Source organism: Cellulomonas sp. JZ18 (assembly GCF_009720485.1).
Lineage (GTDB): Bacteria > Actinomycetota > Actinomycetes > Actinomycetales > Cellulomonadaceae > Cellulomonas.
On sequence record NZ_CP045245.1, the window covers coordinates 1,221,023 to 1,238,586 of the forward strand.

Below are 17,564 nucleotides of genomic sequence, written 5' to 3' on the forward strand. Positions count from 1 at the left end.
GACCGGTCCGTCGTCGGTGGAACGACGGTGGAACACTGCAAACGTTTGCACCGATCCTCGCACCGCGGACCGGCGATGTCGAGGCCGGTGCCCACGGTCCGGTCGGGGGTGCCCCGCCGGGTGCCGCGACGGGCAGACTGCCCGCGTGCGCCACGCCTCCGCCGCCCCGCCCCCGTCCGACGCGCCCTCGTCCTGGTCGGGCGCGGCCGCTACGAGGACCCGTGGCACGACGGGGCCGCCACCGCCGGCGTGCTCCAGCCGCTGCTCGCCGACGACGGCTGGGACGTGCGCGTGCACGGAACGTTCCCGGACCTGCTCGCCGAGGACGGCCTCGTGGCCGCGACCCTCGGCCGGCCCGACCTCGTGGTCGTCGCGGCGGGCAACGGGCGCAGCGACGCCGACTTCGACGGGACCGACGAGGACTGGGCCGGCTTCCACGCCGCACTCGCCGGGCTCGTGCGCGACGGCGTGCCGCTGCTCGCGCTGCACGCGAGCGCCAACGCCTTCCACGACGCCCCGGGGTGGTCGCGCACGATCGGCGGCCGCTGGGTCGACGGCACGTCCTGGCACCCGCCCATCGGCACGGCGCGGTTCGACGTCGCGGACGGCGAGCACCCGGTGACCGCCGGCCTCGCCGGCGTCGAGGCGTTCGACGAGCGGTACTGCGACCTCGTCGTCGACCCGGGCGCACGCGTGCTGCTCACCACCCGGCACGAGGGCCGCGACCACCCCGTCGTGTGGGTCGCGCCGGGCCCCGGACGCGTGCTCTACGACGCACTCGGCCACGACGTGCGGTCCTGGCAGAGCCCGTCGCGGCGCGCCCTCGTGCGTCGCGAGGTCGCGTGGCTCGCCTCCGGCGCCGCGTGACGCGCGCCGTCGTCCGCGCCCGGCGGCGGCCGGCGCCACTGGCTGCTGCCGATACGTCTCACCCCGGTCGTTGGGCGCGTGACCAGGTTATGCGCGATGATCGGCACGGAAACGGCACGAAAGCACCCACACGGGTGCACACTGGTCCCGCCGCCGCGCACACCAGGGGAGATGCATGCCCGCCCGACGCGTGACCTCCAAGGACGTCGCCCGCCGTGCCGGCGTGTCGCAGAGCACCGTGAGCTACGTGCTGAACGACGCGCCCAACCAGTCGATCAGCCGCGCGACGCGCGAGCGGGTGCGCCAGGCCGCCGAGGAGCTCGGCTACGCGCCGTCCGCCGCCGCGCGCGCCCTGCGCCGCGGCTCCACGGACACCGTCCTCGCGGTGCTGCCCGACGCGCCGGTCGGCGGGGCGCTCATCGCCCTCGTGCGGGGCATGAGCGACATGCTCGAGCCGCACGGCCACACGGTCGTGTCGCGGCGCCAGCGCGACACGAGCAGCCTGCGTCAGCTCTGGCAGGAGCTGATGCCCGCGGCGATCGCGAACCTCGCCGCCTTCCCGCCCGCGGAGGAGGCCGCCATGGAGGCGGCCGGGATCCCCGTGGTCGGGGTGTCGCTCGAGGGCGGCTCGGGCCGCACGGTGCGCGTGCCGCAGGACCTGATCGGGCGCACGCAGGCCGAGCACCTGGTGCGCACGGGGCGCACCCGGCTCGCCTTCGCGGCGCCCACCGACCCGCACCTGCAGGCGTTCGCCCAGGGCCGGCTGACCGGCGTCCGCCAGACGTGCGAGGCGCTCGGGCTGCCCGAGCCGGTCGTCGTGGACGTGCCGCTCCACGCCGACGCCGCCGGCCGCGCCGTGCGGCGCATGCGCGAGCGGGAGGACCCGGTCACGGGCATCTGCGCGTACAACGACGAGGTCGCGCTCGCGGTGCTCGCCGGCCTGCGCGAGACGGGTGTCGCCGTCCCCGCGGAGGTCGCCGTCGTCGGGGTCGACAACCTCGTCGCCGGCCGGCTCGCGGCACCGCCGCTGACGACCGTCGACATCCGGCCGGAGGAGGTCGGCTCGACCATCGGCCGGCACGTGCTGCGCCGCCTCAAACCGGGACTCGGCCTCCCGGAGCCCGACGACGAGCCGTCGATCGAGCTCGTGGTCCGGGCCAGCAGCTGACCGCGACCCGGCACGGTCGCGGCACCCACGACGGGAGGACGGCGATGTCGGAGCGACGGGTCACCTCGAGGGACGTCGCCCGCAGGGCGGGCGTCTCGCAGAGCACGGTGAGCTACGTGCTCAACCGCACACCGGGCCAGAGCATCAGCGAGGCCACCCGCGAGCGCGTCCTGCAGGCCGCCGAGGAGCTCGGGTACACGCCGTCGGCGGCCGCGCGCGCCCTGCGCAGCGGCACCACGGGCGTGGTCGTCGGCGTGCTCGCCGACGCACCCCTCGGGGCCGTGGTGGTGCAGGTCCTCGAGGCGTTCGGGCAGGCCGTGGAGGCGCAGGGCTACAGCGTCATGTTCCAGCGCCGACGGGGTCGGTCGCTCGACGAGATCCTCCAGGCGCTGACGCCGGTGGGCGTGGCGCAGTTCGCCGCGTTCTCGGCCGACGAGCTGGCGCCCGCGCGGCAGCGCGGCATCCCGGTCGTCGGCGTGTCGATCGACGGGACGAACGGCAACGTCGTCCGCATCCCGCAGCACCGCGTGGGGGAGATCCAGGCGGCGCACCTGGTCGAGCGCGGGCACACGCGCCTCGGGTACGCCGCGTCGGCGGACCCGCTCGCGGTGCTCCTGCTGCGCGGACGGCTCGCCGGCGTGCGCGAGGTCTGCGCGGCGCACGGGCTGCCGGAGCCGGTCGTCGTGGACGTGCCCCTCTACCCCGACGCCGCGGCCCGCGCCGTCCGCCGGCTGCGCAACCGTGAGGAGCCCGTCACGGCCGCGGTCGCCTACGACGACGAGGTCGCGCTCGCGCTGCTCGCGGGTGCCCACGCCGTCGGGGTGCGCGTGCCGGAGGACCTGGCGGTGGTCGGCGTCGACGACGTGCCGATGGCGCGCCTCGCGCAGCCGCCGATCACCACGGTGCGCGTGCACACCGACGACACGGGCACCGGTCTGGCGCGGCACCTGCTGCGGCAGCTCGACCCCGGCCTCGGTCTGCCCGAGCCCGACGACGAGCCGTCGATCGACCTCGTCGCACGCGCGAGCACCTGACGCACGACGGCGGTCCGGGCCGTCGGGAGCGGTGGGCGCGGACCGGCGTCAGCGGGCGAAGCGCAGCCCGCTGGCGCGCCGCACCGGGCGCTCGACGGCTGCCGCGACGGCCTCGGCCGTACCGAGGACGTGCACCGCGTCCCGGGCCCGCGTCACCGCGGTGTACAGCAGCTCGCGCGTGAGCAGCGGCGACGCCGCCGGGGGCAGCAGCACGGACACCCGGCCGTACTGGCTGCCCTGCGCGCGGTGCACGGTCATGGCGTGCACCGGCTCGACCGGCGGCAGGCGGTGCGGGCGCACGAGCCGCGGGGCGGCGGGCGTGCCGAACGCGACGACGGCGCCGCCGGCGCCGTCGTCCACGACCACCCCCGTGTCGCCGTTCGCCAGCCCGGTCGTGCGGTCGTTCGTCGTGACGAGCAGCGGTGTGCCGACCGGCCACGGGCCCCGCGGTCCGTGCCCCGGGTCGGTGGCCGCCTCGACCCACACCTGCGCCTGCGCGGCCCAGCGCGCGACGCCGGACGGACCGCGGCGGTGCGCCAGCAGGAGCCGGTGCCGCGCGAGGGCGTCGAGCGCGGCGCCCGGGTCGCCCGCGCGCGCCGCGGCGACGACCGCGGTGCCCGCCGCCACCACCGCGTCCCGCACCGGGACCAGCTCGGCCTCGGTCGGCAGGGCGCCGGCCGTCTCGACGAACGCGACGTGCGGACCACCGGCACGCAGCAGGGTCAGGACGTCGTCCGCGCGCCCGCCGCGCACGGCCTCGGCGAGCGCCGAGAGGTCGGCGCCGAACCGGTGCGGCACCGTGAGCCGGACGACGCCCGCGCGCAGGGCGGGAGCGTCGACGTCGGGCGCGGCGGGCACGTCCGACGGCACGAGCGCGGCGAGCCGGGCGGGCAGCGCGTGCACGGCCGGTACCCGCGCCACGAGGTCGCCGAGCACCGCCCCGACCTCGACCGACGCGAGCTGGTCCGGGTCGCCCACGAGCACGAGCCGGGCGTCGGGGCGCAGCGCGTCCAGGAGCCGCGCCAGCAGCGGCAGCGAGACCATCGAGGCCTCGTCGACGACGACCACCTCGTGCGGGAGGCGGTGCGTGCGGTCGTGCCGGAACCGGGTGCCACCGCCGGGACGGGGCCCAGCAGGCGGTGCAGCGTGGACGCGCGCAGGGTCGGCGGCCGTGCGCCACCCGACGCCGCGGCGAGCGCGGCGAGCTCGGCGTCGACGGCCTCCTGCAACCGCGCCGCGGCGCGCCCCGTGGGTGCCGCGAGCGCGATGCGCAGGTCCGGTCCGTGCAGGTCGCGCAGCGCCGCGAGCAGACGCGCCACGGTCGTCGTCTTGCCCGTGCCCGGCCCGCCGGTCAGCACCGTGAGCCGCGACACGGCCGCGGCCGCCGCCGCCACCCGCTGCCGGCCGTCGCGCGGGTCGGGGAACCGCACCGCGACGGCCCGCCGCACCGCGTCGTCGTCGACGGGCAGGACGGACGCGAGGCGCGCGTCCACCGCGTGCCGCACGAGCTGCTCGTCGCGCCAGTACCGGTCGAGGTACACGCGGCCGTCGACCCAGCGCACCGGGCGGTCCGCCGGACCCTCGGGACCGTCCGCGACCATCGGGCTGCGGCGCACCGTGTCCTGCCACCCCGTCGGGTCCGGCCACGGCAGCGCCGCGACGAGGTCCGCACGCGGCAGGTCGCCGTCCTCGTCGGCCGCGCCGCTCGCCGCGCCGCTCGCCGCGCCGCTCGCCGCACCGATCCCCGCACCGCTGCCCGCGCGGACCCCCGCACCCGGGCCGTCCGCCTCGGGGTCGGCGACGTCGACGAGCGCCGGGGCGTCCGCCAGCGGCAGGCACACGGACCCGGCCCGCACGGCGCGCACGGCGAGCGCGGCCGCGAGCAGCGCGGTCTCGTCACGCTCGCCGGTGAGCGCCCCCAGGCGCTCGGCGACCCGGACGTCCGCCGACGTGAGGACACCCGCGGACGCGAACGCCGAGAGCAGCGGGCCGGCGCGCCACGGGACGCGGGGGTGGCCGGGCACGACGGCGCTCACGCGTCCCTCCCGTGCGGCAGACCGCCGAGCAGCGCCGACAGCGCGACGACCAGCGACGTGGGCGGCCGCCAGGACAGGACCCCGCACGGGTCCGCCCCGACGAGCGGCGTCGCCGGCCCGCACATGCCCCGGACGAAGAGGTACGCGCCCCCGCCCAGGTGCTGCTCCGGGTCGTACCCCGGCAGCCGCCAGCGCAGGTAGCGGTGCAGTGCCACGGTGTAGAGGAGCAGCTGCAGCGGGTAGTGCGCGTCGGTCATCGCCGTGACGAGCGCGGCCGGGCGGTAGTGCCAGGCCGTCAGCGGATCGTCGGGCGGCGCGAGGCGGTTCGTCTTGTAGTCCACGACGACGAACCGGGGCCCGTCGGGACCCGCGACGCGCAGGACCGCGTCGATGCTGCCAGTGAGGTAGCCGCGCAGCACGCCGGGACCGTGGCCCGCCTGCGGCGCGGACGCGTCCAGCGCGGCGAGCCGGTCCGCCCACGGGCGGAACGGGTCGTCGGGCGCGAGGTGGGCGGCGACGAGCGCGGCGACGTCGCGCAGCCGTGCCGGGCGGTCCGTCCCTGCGCCGCGGTGCCGCACGGGCGCGTCGTCGGCGCCCGCGAGCGGCAGCTCGAAGTCGAGCTCGGCGAGCCGGTCGCGCGGGGGCACGTCGGCCAGCGTCCGCCCCCCGAGCAGCGGCCCGGCAGGCGTGCGGAGCACGGGCAGCAGGCCGGCGGCGAGGCGGTCCGGGTCCACGCCGGACGCGACCGCGGCACGCCGGCACCGCGCGGCGAGCTCGGCGGCGAGGTCCGGTGCCGCGGTGTCGACCTGCTCCAGCACGTGGTGCACCAGCGTGCCGAAGGCCGTCCCGCCGGGCAGGTCCGCGAGCGGCGACGGCACGGCGCGCAGCCGCGCGTCCTCCGGCGCGTCGTCCGGCTGGCCCTGAGCCGCCGGGAGCGGGGGACCGGCGTCGTCCGGCTCGTCGGTCGTCCCCGGGGTCTCGGGCTCGTCGGCGACGCCCGGGCGGTCGTCGTCGCGTACCGCGGCGACGGCGCCGGGCGCGGCCGCGTGCGCCGCCGCGGTGAGGCCCGAGTACGAGGTGCGCCGCCAGCCCGTGTCGACGGCACGCCCGAGCCGTGCGACCGCGAGCGGCGCACGCACCGTCGACGGCGGCTGCCAGCGCACGGCGGGCGGCGCGGCGTCGACGACCTCGTGCACGACCGTCCCGCCGCTGCGTGCCGCCAGGGCGTCGAGCGCCGCGGCCGCCTCGTCGTCGCGGGGCACCGGCACCGTCGCGGGCGGGCTGCCGTCGGCGTCCCGGGCCCCGAGCACGAGCCGGCCCACCGCGCCCGCGGCCGACACGGTGCTCGGCGCCCACCACACGACCACCTGGCTGCTCGCGCGCGTCAGCGCCACGTAGGCGAGCCGCAGGTCCTCGCCCGCCTCCTCGGCCTGGTGCCGGGCGCGTGCGTCCTCGTAGCCCGGGCTGCCGCGACCACCGACGTGCAGCCGGCGGGTGCCGTCCGCGTCGTGGTAGCGCAGGACGGCCGGGTCCCGCGGCACGAACCGGTCCCACGCGAACGGCACCAGCACGACCGGGAACTCCAGGCCCTTGGCCGCGTGCACGGTCACGACCTGCACCGCCGCCGCGTCCGTCTCCAGGCGTCGGCTGCGCTCCTCGGCGTAGTCGACGGCCGCCTCGTCGATGCGGGCCCGCAGCCACTCCGTGAGCGCGGCGGCGCCCAGCCCGCGCTCGCGGGCGACGGCGTGCAGCACCTCGCCCACGTGCCGCACGTCCGTCAGCGCCCGCTCGCCGTCGTCGCGCCGCAGCAGCCGCTCGTGCAGGCCGGCCGCGGCCGTGGCCTCGACGAGCGCGGCCACGCCCTGGGCCGCGAGCACGTGCGCCCACCCGCGCAGCCGGTCGGCCAGGTCCTCCCGCTCGGCGTCGTCGGCGCCCGCCAGGCGCCGCGCGTCCCAGCCCACGAAGGGCGTGAGCGCCGCGGCCGCGACGCGCGCCGCGTCGCCGGTGCCCGCGAGCGCGCTGAGCAGCACGAGCCACTCGCGCGCCGCGGGGGTCGCGAACACGCTCGACAGACCGGAGACGACCGCCGGGACGCCCGCGGCGACGAGCGCCTCGCGCACCGCCAGCGCGTCCGCGTTGCGGCGCGCCAGGACGGCGACGTCACCGGGCCGCAGCGCGCGCCAGTCGTCCCCGTCGCGCAGCCGGGTGCGTCCGAGCGCGCGGACCACCTCCGCCGCGACGTCACGGTGGACGAGGGCGCGCACCGTGTCGACGCGCGGTGCCGCGCTGCCCGCGCGCACGGCCCGTCGCGTGACGCGGCGCAGCACCACGGGCGGGGCGCCCTCCAGCCGTCGCCCCGTGCGGCCGGCCTCGACCGGGTGCACGACGATCCGGGGGTCCCCGAGCGCGGCCCCGCCGAGCACGTGCCCGAGGCCGTCGAGCACCGCCGGGTCGGCCCGCCAGCTGCGGCCGAGCGTCGCGGTCGTGGCGACGGACCGGGCGGCCAGGTACGTGTGCACGTCGGCACCGCGGAACGCGTAGATCGCCTGCTTCGGGTCGCCGATGAGCACGAGCGTGCGGTGGCCGTGGAAGGCCGTGCGCAGGACGTCCCACTGCACGGGGTCGGTGTCCTGGAACTCGTCGACGAGGACCACCCGGTACGGGGCGCGCACGCGCGCCGCGGCCTGGGCACCCGACACGGGGTCCGCGAGCGTGTCCCGCAGCAGCACCAGGAGGTCGTCGTAGTCGACGACGTGCTGCGCCCGCTTGCGGCGCACGAGCGTGCGCCGGACGGCGCGCGCGAGACGCACGCGGTGGTCGGGGGGAGTGCCGGGCTCGGCCTCGTCGGGCGCGAGGACGGCGGCGTGGTCGCTGACCGCGGCCCGGGCGACCTGGCGCGCGTCCTCGACCGTGAGCGGGGGTGCCGGCGTGCCGGCGTAGGCGGCCAGGTAGAGGTCGTCGACCACCTCGGCCTCGAGGTCGGCGACGTCCGGCAGCAGCTCGGCGTCGGGGTCGACGTCCCCGGTGGTCGTCGCGGTGCCGAGCGAGCGCAGCACCTGACGGCAGAAGCCGTGGGTCGTGGTGATGGTCGCCGCGTCGACCTGGGTCAGCGCGACCGCGAGCCGCTCGCGCCGGCGGCGCACCTCCGCGTCGTCGACGTCGGCGAGGTGCCGGACGACCGCGTCCTCGCCGAGGCGTGCGGCGGCGGGGTCGCGCAGCGCGCGCTCGGTGCGCACGAGCCGTTCGCGCACGCGGTCGCGCAGCTCGGTCGTCGCGGCCCGGCCGAACGTCACGACGAGCAGCTCGGGCAGCTGCGCGTGCCCCTCCGCGACCCAGCGCGCCGCGAGCGCGGCGATGGTGAACGTCTTGCCGGTGCCCGCGCTCGCCTCGAGCACGGTCGTGCCCGTCGGCAGGGGGCCGCACACGTCGAAGACGCGGGGTGCGGCAGGTGCGGGCGCGGTCATGACGCCTCCGCCGTCTCGTGGGCGAGCAGGTCCTCCCACAGGGTCCGGGCGAGGACGCCCAGCAGGGTGGGCTCGTCCGGCCAGGGCACGCGGTCCGCGGGCGAGGGCTCGCCCGCGACGTCGGCGAGGCGGAACGCGTCGCCCCACGCGAGGCGGTGGTACTCGTCCTCGTCCTCGTGCCGGGCGCGCAGGGTCTGCTCCGCGTCGACGAGCGCGCCGACGGGGTCGTCGTGGCCGTGCCGGCGCTGGGCGTAGGTCGCGGCCGCGGCGGTGGGCAGGGGCAGCGGGGCGCACAGGGCGCGGTCGCGCAGCGCGACGAGCCGCCCCAGGACGTCCCGGGCCGTCGCGGCGTCGGGTGCGCGCAGCCACGACGTGGCGGCGGACGGGCGGGTGCCGTGCCCGCGGCCGACGGTCGCGGCCGCCCGCACCGGGACCCGGGGGACGACGGCCGCCCCCGACCCGTGCGCGCGGTCCGGGGGAGAGGCCGGGGCGCCCGCGTCCGCAGCGAGCGCGAGCAGCTGCACCCACGCGCGCAGCCGGTGGCGCGCCCCGAGGCGGGCGTAGACCGCCCGTACGAGCACGTCGCCGCGCACGCCGGCCACGGTCCCGGTCAGCGCACGCCCGTCGGGCAGCGCGACCGTGACGTCGACCGCGGTCGACGGTGCGACGGTCAGCGGGCGGGCCGCCGCGGCGACCGCCTCCACGCGCGCGCCGACGTCACCGAGGGCCGCGGAGCCGAGTGCACCGGGCGGCACGTCGCCGCGGCGCCGCTCGGCCGCGGCGGCGCGGCCCAGGTCCTCGCCGTCGAGCACCGCCGTCAGCAGGCGGTCGCCGATCGCCCACGCGTCCAGCGGGTCCAGACGCAGGGGGAGCCGGTCGTCGCGGTCGTCCGCGTCGCGGGGCACGACCGCCCGCAGCCGCTGCCGGACGAACGCCCGGACGGGGTGCTCGAGGACCGCGACGAGGTCGTCCAGGTCCACGTCCGCCCGCCCGTCGGCCCGGCCGGCGTCGACCGCGTCCGGCTCGGGCGGCGGCAGCGTGCCGACGAGCAGCGGGGGCGGCGGGGTGCGCGGCCCCCGCGCGGCGACCGCGGCGCGCCGGTCGACCTCGTCGAAGCTGAACGGCCCGGGACGGCCGAGCGCACCCGACGTGAAGTTGCGCTCGTCGACCGTCTGCAGCGGGTGCTGCACGACGAGCGCGACACGCACGGGCCGCCCGTCGGCGAGCTCGACCGTCTCCTCCAGCGCGTCGAGGAGCTCGCCGACCGGCACGGCCGGGGGCCGCGGCGCACCCGTGCGCTCGTCGGCGCCCGTGTGCACGACGACGAGGTGGTCGCCGGCGGCCAGCACGGCGTCGAGGAAGAGCTGACGGTCCTCGGAGCGACGGTCCCGCTCGCCGACGAGGGGATCGCGTGCGAGCACGTCGTCGCCCGCGCCGTGCGCGGGCCGCGGGAACGCGCCGTCGTCCATGCCGAGCAGCGCGACCACGCGGTGCGGGACCGCGCGCATCGGCTCGAGCGCGCACACGGTCAGCGCGCCGGTGCGGAATCCCGCCCGGGTCGGCCGCCCCGCCAGGCGCGGCTCGAGCAGCGCGACCACGTCGGCCAGGCGCAGCGGCACCTCGCCGTGCCCGGCGGCGGCGGCGCGGGCGTCCGCGAGCACGGCACGCGCCTCGACCTGCTGCCAGGCGTCGCCCGGGGCGACGTCGGTGAGCAGCCCGAGCGCGCGCTCGAGGGTGGTGAACCACGCCTGCGCGGGGCGCACCCCGTCGAGCTCGGCGAGCAGCGCGGTCAGCCGGTCCACGAGCTCGGCGACACGGCCGGCGAGGTCGACCTCGGTGCTGTCGACGTCGTCGAGGGGCAGCGCGGAGCCGACGAAGCGGTGGTCGTCCTCGGCCATCGCCACGCCGAGCAGCAGCCGGTCGGTCCCCGTGCGCCAGGTGCCCTGGGCGACGGCGCCCAGGCCGTACCGCGCGCGGCGGCTCTCGTCCTCGCCCCAGCGGACCCCGGACGCGAGCGTCCACGCCCGCACCCGCTCGAGCGCGGCGTCGTCGAACCCGAACCGGCGGCGGACGGCCTCGAGCCCCGCCAGGTCCAGGACGGCCGACGCGGTCACCCGTGAGCCCGCGAGCGCGAGCAGGTCGGCCAGCACGCGCAGCACGGGGTTCGTGCGTGCCGGCGCGCGGTCGGCCACGCGCACGCGCAGCGCGCGCCCGGGGTGGACCGGGTCGTCGTCGCCCCGTGCGGCGTCCGCGCCCTCGGCCTCGGCCGCGCCGAACGCCGCGACGACGAGCGGGGCGAAGGCCTCGACGTCGGGGCAGAGCACGACGACGTCGCGCGGCTGGAGGGTGGGGTCGTCGGCGAGGAGCGCGAGCAGGGCCTCGCGCAGGACCTCGACCTGCCGGGAGCGGCCGTGGCACGCGTGGACCTGCACCGTGCGGTCGTCGGCCGCGAGCACGACGCGGCCCGTCGGGGCCGCGTCCGCGCGCAGCGCGGCCTGCAGGGCGCCGAGCGCGGTCGTGGGCGGTGGTGGGACGGCGTGGTGCGTGACGGCCGCGTCGCGGGCGGCGACGCGCACGCCCAGCTCGGTCGCGTCGCGGCCGGTGGAGGCCAGCAGCGGGTGGTGCGCGTGCGTGGGGACGTCGCGGCGTCGCGGCGCGGGGCCGGGACGCGTGGCCGCCGCGGCGCGGTCCCACAGGACCGGGGAGGGGTGCGGCAGCCACAGGTGGACGTCGCGGTGCGCCGCGAGCGCGTCCAGCACGTCGAGGTGGGCCTCGGGCAGGCGGGTCGCGCCGAGCACGGAGAGCCGGGCCGGCAGGTCGGCGACCGCGGGTGCGGCGCGCAGCGCGTCCACGGCCCGTGCGAGGCGTTCCGCGGGGTCGGGGACGCCGAGCGCCGCCCGCACCGCCCGCCACAGCGGGGGCTGCCAGCGCAGGTCCTGCGGCAGGGGGACGCCGCACCCGTCGTGGTCCTCGCCCCGCGCCCACGCGGTGACGAGCGCCGGTCGCTGCGCGGCGTACGCCGTGAACGTCCCGGCGAGCCGCTGCGCGAGCCGCAGGCGCCGGGGTGCGGGCGAGGCGTCGGGCGCGCCGTCGGTGTGCCGGGCGAGCGGGGCCGCCCACGCGGCGCCCGCCCCGACGCCCTCGTCGAGCGCGCGCAGGACGGCCCACGTGAGGCTCTCGGGCTCCCACGGGTCCTCGTCGGGGTCGACGCCCGTCGCGACGGCGACGACGCCACGGACCAGGCGCGCGGGCGACGCGAGGTCGACCCGCGCGCACACGCCGCCCTCGCCCTCGGGCCCCGCACCCAGCCGCAACGACAGGCGCTGGGCGACCCACCGCTCGACCCCCCGGGTCGGCACGGCGACGACCTCCGGCGCGAACGGGTCGGCGTCCGGTGGCTGCTCGGCGAGCAGCTCGGCCAGGGCGTCGACGAGCACGTCCGCCCGCGCGGCGGTGTGCACGCGCAGGCGTCCGCCGTCGCGTCCGGGCCCCGTCACGCGACGCACGCTAGCCGAGCCGCCCGACAGGTCCCGCGCCGCGGCCCGCGGTGGGGACGTCGCGGCGGGCGCCCGGGGCTGTGGTCGGCTCAGCGCCAGGTGCCGCGCGCGACCAGCACGTCCCGCAGCAGGTCGGCGCGGTCCGTGACCAGGCCGTCGACCCCGAGGTCGAGCAGGCGGTGCATCTCGGCCGGCTCGTTCACGGTCCACACGTGCACGGCCGTGCCGCCCGCGTGCGCCGCGGCGACCGTGCCGGCGTCCACGACGCGCAGGGGCCCCTGCCGCGCCGGCACCTGGAGCGCGTCGACGTCGCGCAGGGCGCGGGCCGCCGCGGCGGGCAACCGGAGCCGGTGCGCCGCCACGAACCGCGCCACCTCGAGCGTCCCGGCGGACCGCGCCACCGGACGCGACAGGAGCGCGAGCGTGGCGCGGCGGCGCGCGTGCGAGAAGGACGCGACGCACACGCGGTCGTGCGCGCGCGTGCGCTCGACCGCCTCGGCCACCGGCCGGACGGCGCGCGCGTCCTTGACGTCGACGTTCACGTGCAGGTCGGGCCACGTGCCGAGCAGCTCGTCGAGGCGCGGTACCGGCTCGACGCCCCCGATGCGCGCGCGGGCGACGGTCGACCACGGCAGGTCCGCGACGGCACCGCGGCCGTCCGTCGTGCGGTCGAGCGTCGCGTCGTGCAGCGCCACCGCGACGCCGTCGGCGGTGGCGTGCGCGTCGGTCTCCACGTAGCGGAAGCCGAGGTCGACGGCGGCCGCGAACGCCGCCATGGAGTTCTCGCGCCCGTCGCGGGAGAAGCCGCGGTGCGCGAGCGCGACGACGCCCGACGGGTCGTCCAGGTAGGGGTGCGGCACGGGGCCAGCCTCGCCCGACCCGGCGTCCCCGCGCACGCGCGGCGGGCGCCCGTTCACCCGGTCGTCACCGGCCGCGCACCACCGGGACGGCGGTCTGTCGGATTGGTCCTGTTCAGTGACGCCCATGAGTCGTTCACTGGGACGCATGAGACGCAGCGTCGTGCCTCCGCTCGCCCTGGCCGCCGCCCTCGCGCTGGGCGCCGGCCTCCTCCCCACCGCAGCCTCGGCGGCCGTGCCGTCGGCGGCCGCGGACACGGCCGTCGACGCGGCGGGTGCCGAGGGCGCGTCCGCGGACGCCGCCACGCTCGACGGCGGCCGCGGCCACGACCGGGGACACGACCGCGGCCACGACCGTGGTCGTGCCACCGTCACCGTCCCGACGCTCGTCGCGCGGGCGACGCTGTCGGCCGACTTCCTCGCCGAGGGGCCGCCGTCGGGCGCGCTCGCCTCCGCCGCCAACGGCCGGCAGGGGCCCTTCGCCGGCCAGGTCGTCCCCGGGTTCTCCGGCGTGGTCGACGCAGGCGACGGCACGTTCTGGGCGCTGCCGGACAACGGGTTCGGCACCAAGGCCAACTCCGCCGACTTCCTGCTCCGGATCAACCGCGTGACGCCCGACTGGCAGACCGCGGACGGCGGCAGCGGCGAGCTGCGCCTGGGCGAGCACCTGGCGCTGCGCGACCCGGACCGGCACGTCGACTTCCCGATCACGCACAGTGACACCCCGGACCGGCTCCTGACCGGTGCCGACTTCGACGTCGAGTCGATCGTGCGGGCGCGCGACGGCTCGTTCTGGATCGGCGAGGAGTTCGGCCCGTTCCTGCTGCACGTCGACGCGACGGGCAAGCTGCTGGCGCCGCCGGTCCCGCTGCCCGGCGCCGCGTCGCCGCAGAACCCCTACCTCGCACCGGGTGAGCAGCCGACCGTCCGCGCGTCGGCCGGCTTCGAGGCGCTCGCGGGTCTGCGCGACGGACGGTACCTGTACCCGGTCCTGGAGAACGCCTACACGGCCGACCCGGACCAGCGCCGCCGCGTCGTGCACGAGTTCGACACGCGCCGCAACGCCTACACGGGCCGCACGTGGGACTACCGCGCGGACCGCGAGGGCGACCTCGTGGGTGACGCGTTCTGGGTCGGGAAGCACGAGATGCTGCTCGTCGAGCGGGACAACTTCGACGGCGCCGCGTCGGTGGTCAAGCGCGTGTACCGCGTCGACCTGCGGCGCGAGGACCGGCAGGGCTTCCTCGAGAAGGAGCTCGTGCTCGACGCCCTCGACATCGCGAACCCGCACGGCATCGGCGCGGGCGACGGGTACGGCACGGGTGACCCGTTCAGCCTGCCGGTGCAGTCGTTCGAGACGGTCGTGCAGCTGCGGGACGGCCGCCTGCTCATCGGCAACGACAACAACTACCCGGGCAACGCGGCGCGCGTGCCGGGGACGCCCGACGACACCGAGATGGCGCTCGTCGAGCTGCGGCGTGAGCGCGTGCGCCCGGCCGAGGTCGACGTCATCGCGCACCGCGGTGCCAGCGGGTACCGCCCGGAGCACACCCTCGCGGCGTACGCGCTCGCGATCCGGCAGTGCGCCGACTGGATCGAGCCGGACGTCGTGGCCACGAAGGACGGTGTGCTCGTCGCCCGGCACGAGAACGAGATCGGCGGGACGACGGACGTCGCGACGCGACCGGAGTTCGCCGACCGGCGGACGACGAAGAGCATCGACGGCCAGCAGGTCACCGGCTGGTTCACCGAGGACTTCACGCTCGCGGAGCTGCGCACCCTGCGCGCGAAGGAGCGCATCCCGGCCCTGCGCCCGGGCAGTGCCGCGTTCGACGGCCTGTACGAGGTGCCGACGCTCGCCGAGGTGCTCGACCTCGCGCGGCACTCGGTCACGTGCGACGGCGAGCAGGTCGGCGTGTACCCCGAGACGAAGCACCCGTCGTACTTCGACTCGGTGGGTCTCTCGCTCGAGGAGCCGCTCGTGGCGGAGCTGCGCGCGGCGGGGCTGGACCACAAGAAGGCCCCGGTGATCGTGCAGAGCTTCGAGACGGGCAACCTGCGCGAGCTGGACCGCATGACGAAGGTGCGCCTCGCGCAGCTCGTGAGCTGCAGCGGCGCCCCGTGGGACCTCGTCGCGGCGGGCGACCCCCGCACGTACGCGGACCTCGTCACGCGGCAGGGCCTGCGCGAGATCGCCCGCTACGCGGACGGCCTCGGTGCGTGCAAGGACGTCGTGGTCCCGCGGGAGGCGGACGGCTCCCTGGGCGCCCCGACCACGGTGGTGCGTGACGCGCACCGCGCCGGCCTCGAGGTGCACGCGTGGACGTTCCGCGCCGAGAACCAGTTCCTGCCCGCGGACCTGCGCAGCAGCGCCGACCCGGCCGCGCACGGGGACCTGCCCGCGGAGATCCGCGCGTTCGTCGACGCGGGCGTCGACGCCGTGTTCTCGGACCACCCCGACGTCGCGGTGGCGACGGTCGGCTGAGGACCGCCGGCGGCGCCTCCGCGGGGCAGGAGGCGCCGCCGGCACCGGTCGGGGTGGCCGCACGGGGTCCCGACCTCCCACCCGGGCGGTGGCGTGCGGTCGAACACCTGTTCGATACGATGGCGCCATGCACGACCGCGCCGCCCCCCTCGCACCACCACCCCCCGGACGTCGGGAGGTGGCCAACAGCGAGATCCCGGAGGGGATCCCGACGCGTCCGCAGGGGGACGTGCCCGTCATCGTGCGCGTCGTCTGGACGGACGGCGACGAGGAGTGGCGCCCGGCGCGTGCCGTCCGCTGGACCCGGGGGCACGTGATGGTCGCGTGGCGCGACGACCCGGGCGACCCGCGCTCGGAGCGGCACACGTGGCTGCGCGCGGGTGACGTCGCCCGGTCCGTGCGCTGGTTCGTCCCGCCCGAGCGCGGTGGGGGCGGCGCGGGCGGGGGGCCGGGCGCGGCGGCGGCACCGACGGGCGGCCGGGGTAGGCCGCGCCGGTCAGACCGGCGCGGGTGCGCCGTCGGCGTCGCGGGTCGCGCGCGCCGCGTCCGCGACGAGCACGTCGTGCTCGGTCCGCACCAGGTAGTCGTGCAGGGTCCGGCGGCTGCGCGTGAGGCACGCGATGCGCTCGTCGAGGCCCGCCAGCTCGGCGGCGAGCATCTCGGCGACGGTGCGGGGGCACGACGCCGCCAGGTCCGTCGCCTGCGTCTCCTCGAGGTCGAGCAGGACCTTGATGAGGCGCGTCGGGACGCCGGCGCGCACGAGCCCCGCGACGCGGTCCACGCGTGCGACGTCCTCCTCGCCGTAGGTGCGGTAGGTGTTCGTCGACCGGGCCGGCGCCAGGAGGCCCTGCTCCTCGTAGTAGCGCAGCAGCCGGGTGGAGACGCCGGTCCGCCGTGCCAGCTCGCCGATCCTCATCGGTCCTCCCCATGCCCGTGGCGACGTCGGCGTCACCCCTTGACCTTCACACTGATGTCAGACTTTAGCGTCGCGGACATGAGACCGTCAGCCGCTCCGCACAGCCCTTCCGCACCGCCCGCGGCCCTGCCGTGGCCGAGCCTGCTCGTCCTGGCCGGGTCGACGTTCGTCCTGGTCACCGGCGAGATGCTGCCGACCGCCGTGCTCCCCGCCATGAGCGCCGACCTCGGCGTGCCGCCGGGCCGCACCGGCATGCTCGTCTCGGCGTGGGCGCTCACCGTCGTCCTCGCCAGCGTCCCGCTCGTGCGCCTCACCGCCCGGTGGGGCCGCCGTGACGTCGTCGCCGCCGCGCTCGTCGTCTTCGCGGCCTCGGCCACGGTGACGGCGCTCGCGGACGCCTACGCGCTCGTCCTCGCCGCGCGCCTGCTCGGCGCCGCCGCGTGCGGGCTGCTGTGGTCCACGGTCAACGCGCACACCGCGCAGCTCGTGCCCGCGGCCGGGCTGGGGCGGGCGGTCGCCGTCGTGCTCGGCGGGGCCACGCTCGGCACCGTGCTGGGCGTGCCCCTCGCGAACCTCGCGTCGGCCGCGGGCGGCTGGCGCGCGGCGTTCGCGGGCCTCGCCGTCCTCGCGCTGGTCGCCGCCGTGCTCGTCCGCACGGTCGTGCTGCCGGGCCGCCCGGACGCCACCGCGGCCCGCGGTGACGCCCCGCGGGCCTCGCTCGGGCCGATCCTCGTGGTCGTCGGGCTGGTCGGGGTCGTGCTCGTGGGGCACTTCGCCGCGTACACGTTCGTCACGCGCCTGCTCGCCGGGCCGGCGGCCGCGCTGCCCGGCGGCATGACGGGTCTGCTGCTGGTGCTCGGCGTGGCCTCGGCCGTGGGCGTCGCGGTCGTCGGGCGCCTCGGGGACCGCGGCACCGCGGTCGCGCTGCCCCTGACGGCGGTCGCGGTCGCGGTCGTGCTCGCCGCGGTGCCCGCCGCGGGGGCCCACCCCGTCGCCGGCCTCGTGGTCGTCGTCGCGTGGGGCCTGACGACGGGGGCGCTGCCGCCGCTCACCCAGACGACGGTCATGCGGGCTGCCGGCGAGTCGCTGCGGACGGCGGCCGGTGCGGTGATCCCCGTGGTCATGAACGGGGGCATCGCCGCCGGCGCCGCGCTCGGCAGCGTCGTCGTCGACCGCGCCGGCGCCGGCGCGGTCCCACTGCCCGCCGCCCTCGTCGCCGCGGCGGGCGCCGCGGGCCTCG

The 17,564-nt window shown here is 78.4% G+C and carries 9 protein-coding genes and 3 pseudogenes; 5 read left to right on the plus strand and 7 right to left on the minus strand.

The window, feature by feature from the left end; translation table 11 throughout:
* Window positions 1-120: 120 nt before the first annotated feature.
* From GC089_RS05660 to GC089_RS05670, 3 genes are all read left to right on the plus strand, one after another.
* Window positions 121-867: a ThuA domain-containing protein gene (locus GC089_RS05660; RefSeq protein WP_255449045.1), complete on the plus strand. Its 747-nt coding sequence runs from the start codon at window positions 121-123 to the stop codon at window positions 865-867.
* 175 nt (window positions 868-1,042) lie between these two features.
* Window positions 1,043-2,035 (plus strand): LacI family DNA-binding transcriptional regulator, encoded by a 993-nt coding sequence (locus GC089_RS05665; protein WP_155376815.1) that lies wholly within the window; start codon window positions 1,043-1,045, stop codon window positions 2,033-2,035.
* A gap of 44 nt (window positions 2,036-2,079) precedes the next feature.
* On the plus strand, window positions 2,080-3,069 hold the full coding sequence (locus tag GC089_RS05670; RefSeq protein ID WP_155376816.1) for a LacI family DNA-binding transcriptional regulator: 990 nt from the start codon (window positions 2,080-2,082) through the stop codon (window positions 3,067-3,069).
* Between the two features lie 48 nt (window positions 3,070-3,117).
* Here GC089_RS05670 and GC089_RS18910 read toward each other — a convergent pair whose 3' ends face one another.
* The 6 genes and pseudogenes from GC089_RS18910 to GC089_RS05690 all read right to left on the minus strand — a co-directional run bounded on the left by GC089_RS18910 (window position 3,118) and on the right by GC089_RS05690 (window position 12,926).
* Window positions 3,118-3,867, minus strand: coding sequence for an ATP-binding domain-containing protein (locus GC089_RS18910; RefSeq protein WP_230685201.1), 750 nt, complete (start codon window positions 3,865-3,867; stop codon window positions 3,118-3,120).
* A 156-nt stretch (window positions 3,868-4,023) separates the two neighbouring features.
* A pseudogene (locus GC089_RS19610) lies at window positions 4,024-4,137 on the minus strand (AAA family ATPase); the annotation flags it as partial.
* A gap of 113 nt (window positions 4,138-4,250) precedes the next feature.
* A pseudogene (locus GC089_RS18915) lies at window positions 4,251-4,670 on the minus strand (AAA family ATPase); the annotation flags it as partial.
* Window positions 4,671-5,101: 431 nt separating this feature from the next.
* Complete coding sequence (locus GC089_RS05680; protein ID WP_155376817.1) at window positions 5,102-8,569, minus strand: UvrD-helicase domain-containing protein; 3,468 nt, start codon at window positions 8,567-8,569, stop codon at window positions 5,102-5,104.
* Entirely contained in the window at window positions 8,566-12,066 is a 3,501-nt protein-coding gene (gene recC, locus GC089_RS05685; protein ID WP_230685086.1) for an exodeoxyribonuclease V subunit gamma, read from the minus strand. The genes GC089_RS05680 and recC overlap by 4 nt, the downstream gene beginning before the upstream one ends.
* A gap of 89 nt (window positions 12,067-12,155) precedes the next feature.
* Window positions 12,156-12,926, minus strand: a complete 771-nt coding sequence (locus GC089_RS05690; RefSeq protein WP_230685087.1) for a glycerophosphodiester phosphodiesterase — start codon at window positions 12,924-12,926, stop codon at window positions 12,156-12,158.
* A 145-nt stretch (window positions 12,927-13,071) separates the two neighbouring features.
* Between GC089_RS05690 and GC089_RS05695 the strand changes: the two genes are divergently transcribed.
* A complete protein-coding gene (locus GC089_RS05695) occupies window positions 13,072-15,408 on the plus strand; it encodes an esterase-like activity of phytase family protein (protein WP_155376819.1) in 2,337 nt (778 codons plus the stop codon).
* Window positions 15,409-15,904: 496 nt separating this feature from the next.
* Here GC089_RS05695 and GC089_RS05700 read toward each other — a convergent pair whose 3' ends face one another.
* A complete protein-coding gene (locus tag GC089_RS05700; RefSeq protein ID WP_155376820.1) occupies window positions 15,905-16,324 on the minus strand; it encodes a MerR family transcriptional regulator in 420 nt (139 codons plus the stop codon).
* Between the two features lie 78 nt (window positions 16,325-16,402).
* Between GC089_RS05700 and GC089_RS19940 the strand changes: the two are divergent.
* Window positions 16,403-17,461 (plus strand): annotated as a pseudogene (locus tag GC089_RS19940) (MFS transporter); the annotation flags it as partial.
* Window positions 17,462-17,564: the final 103 nt, after the last annotated feature.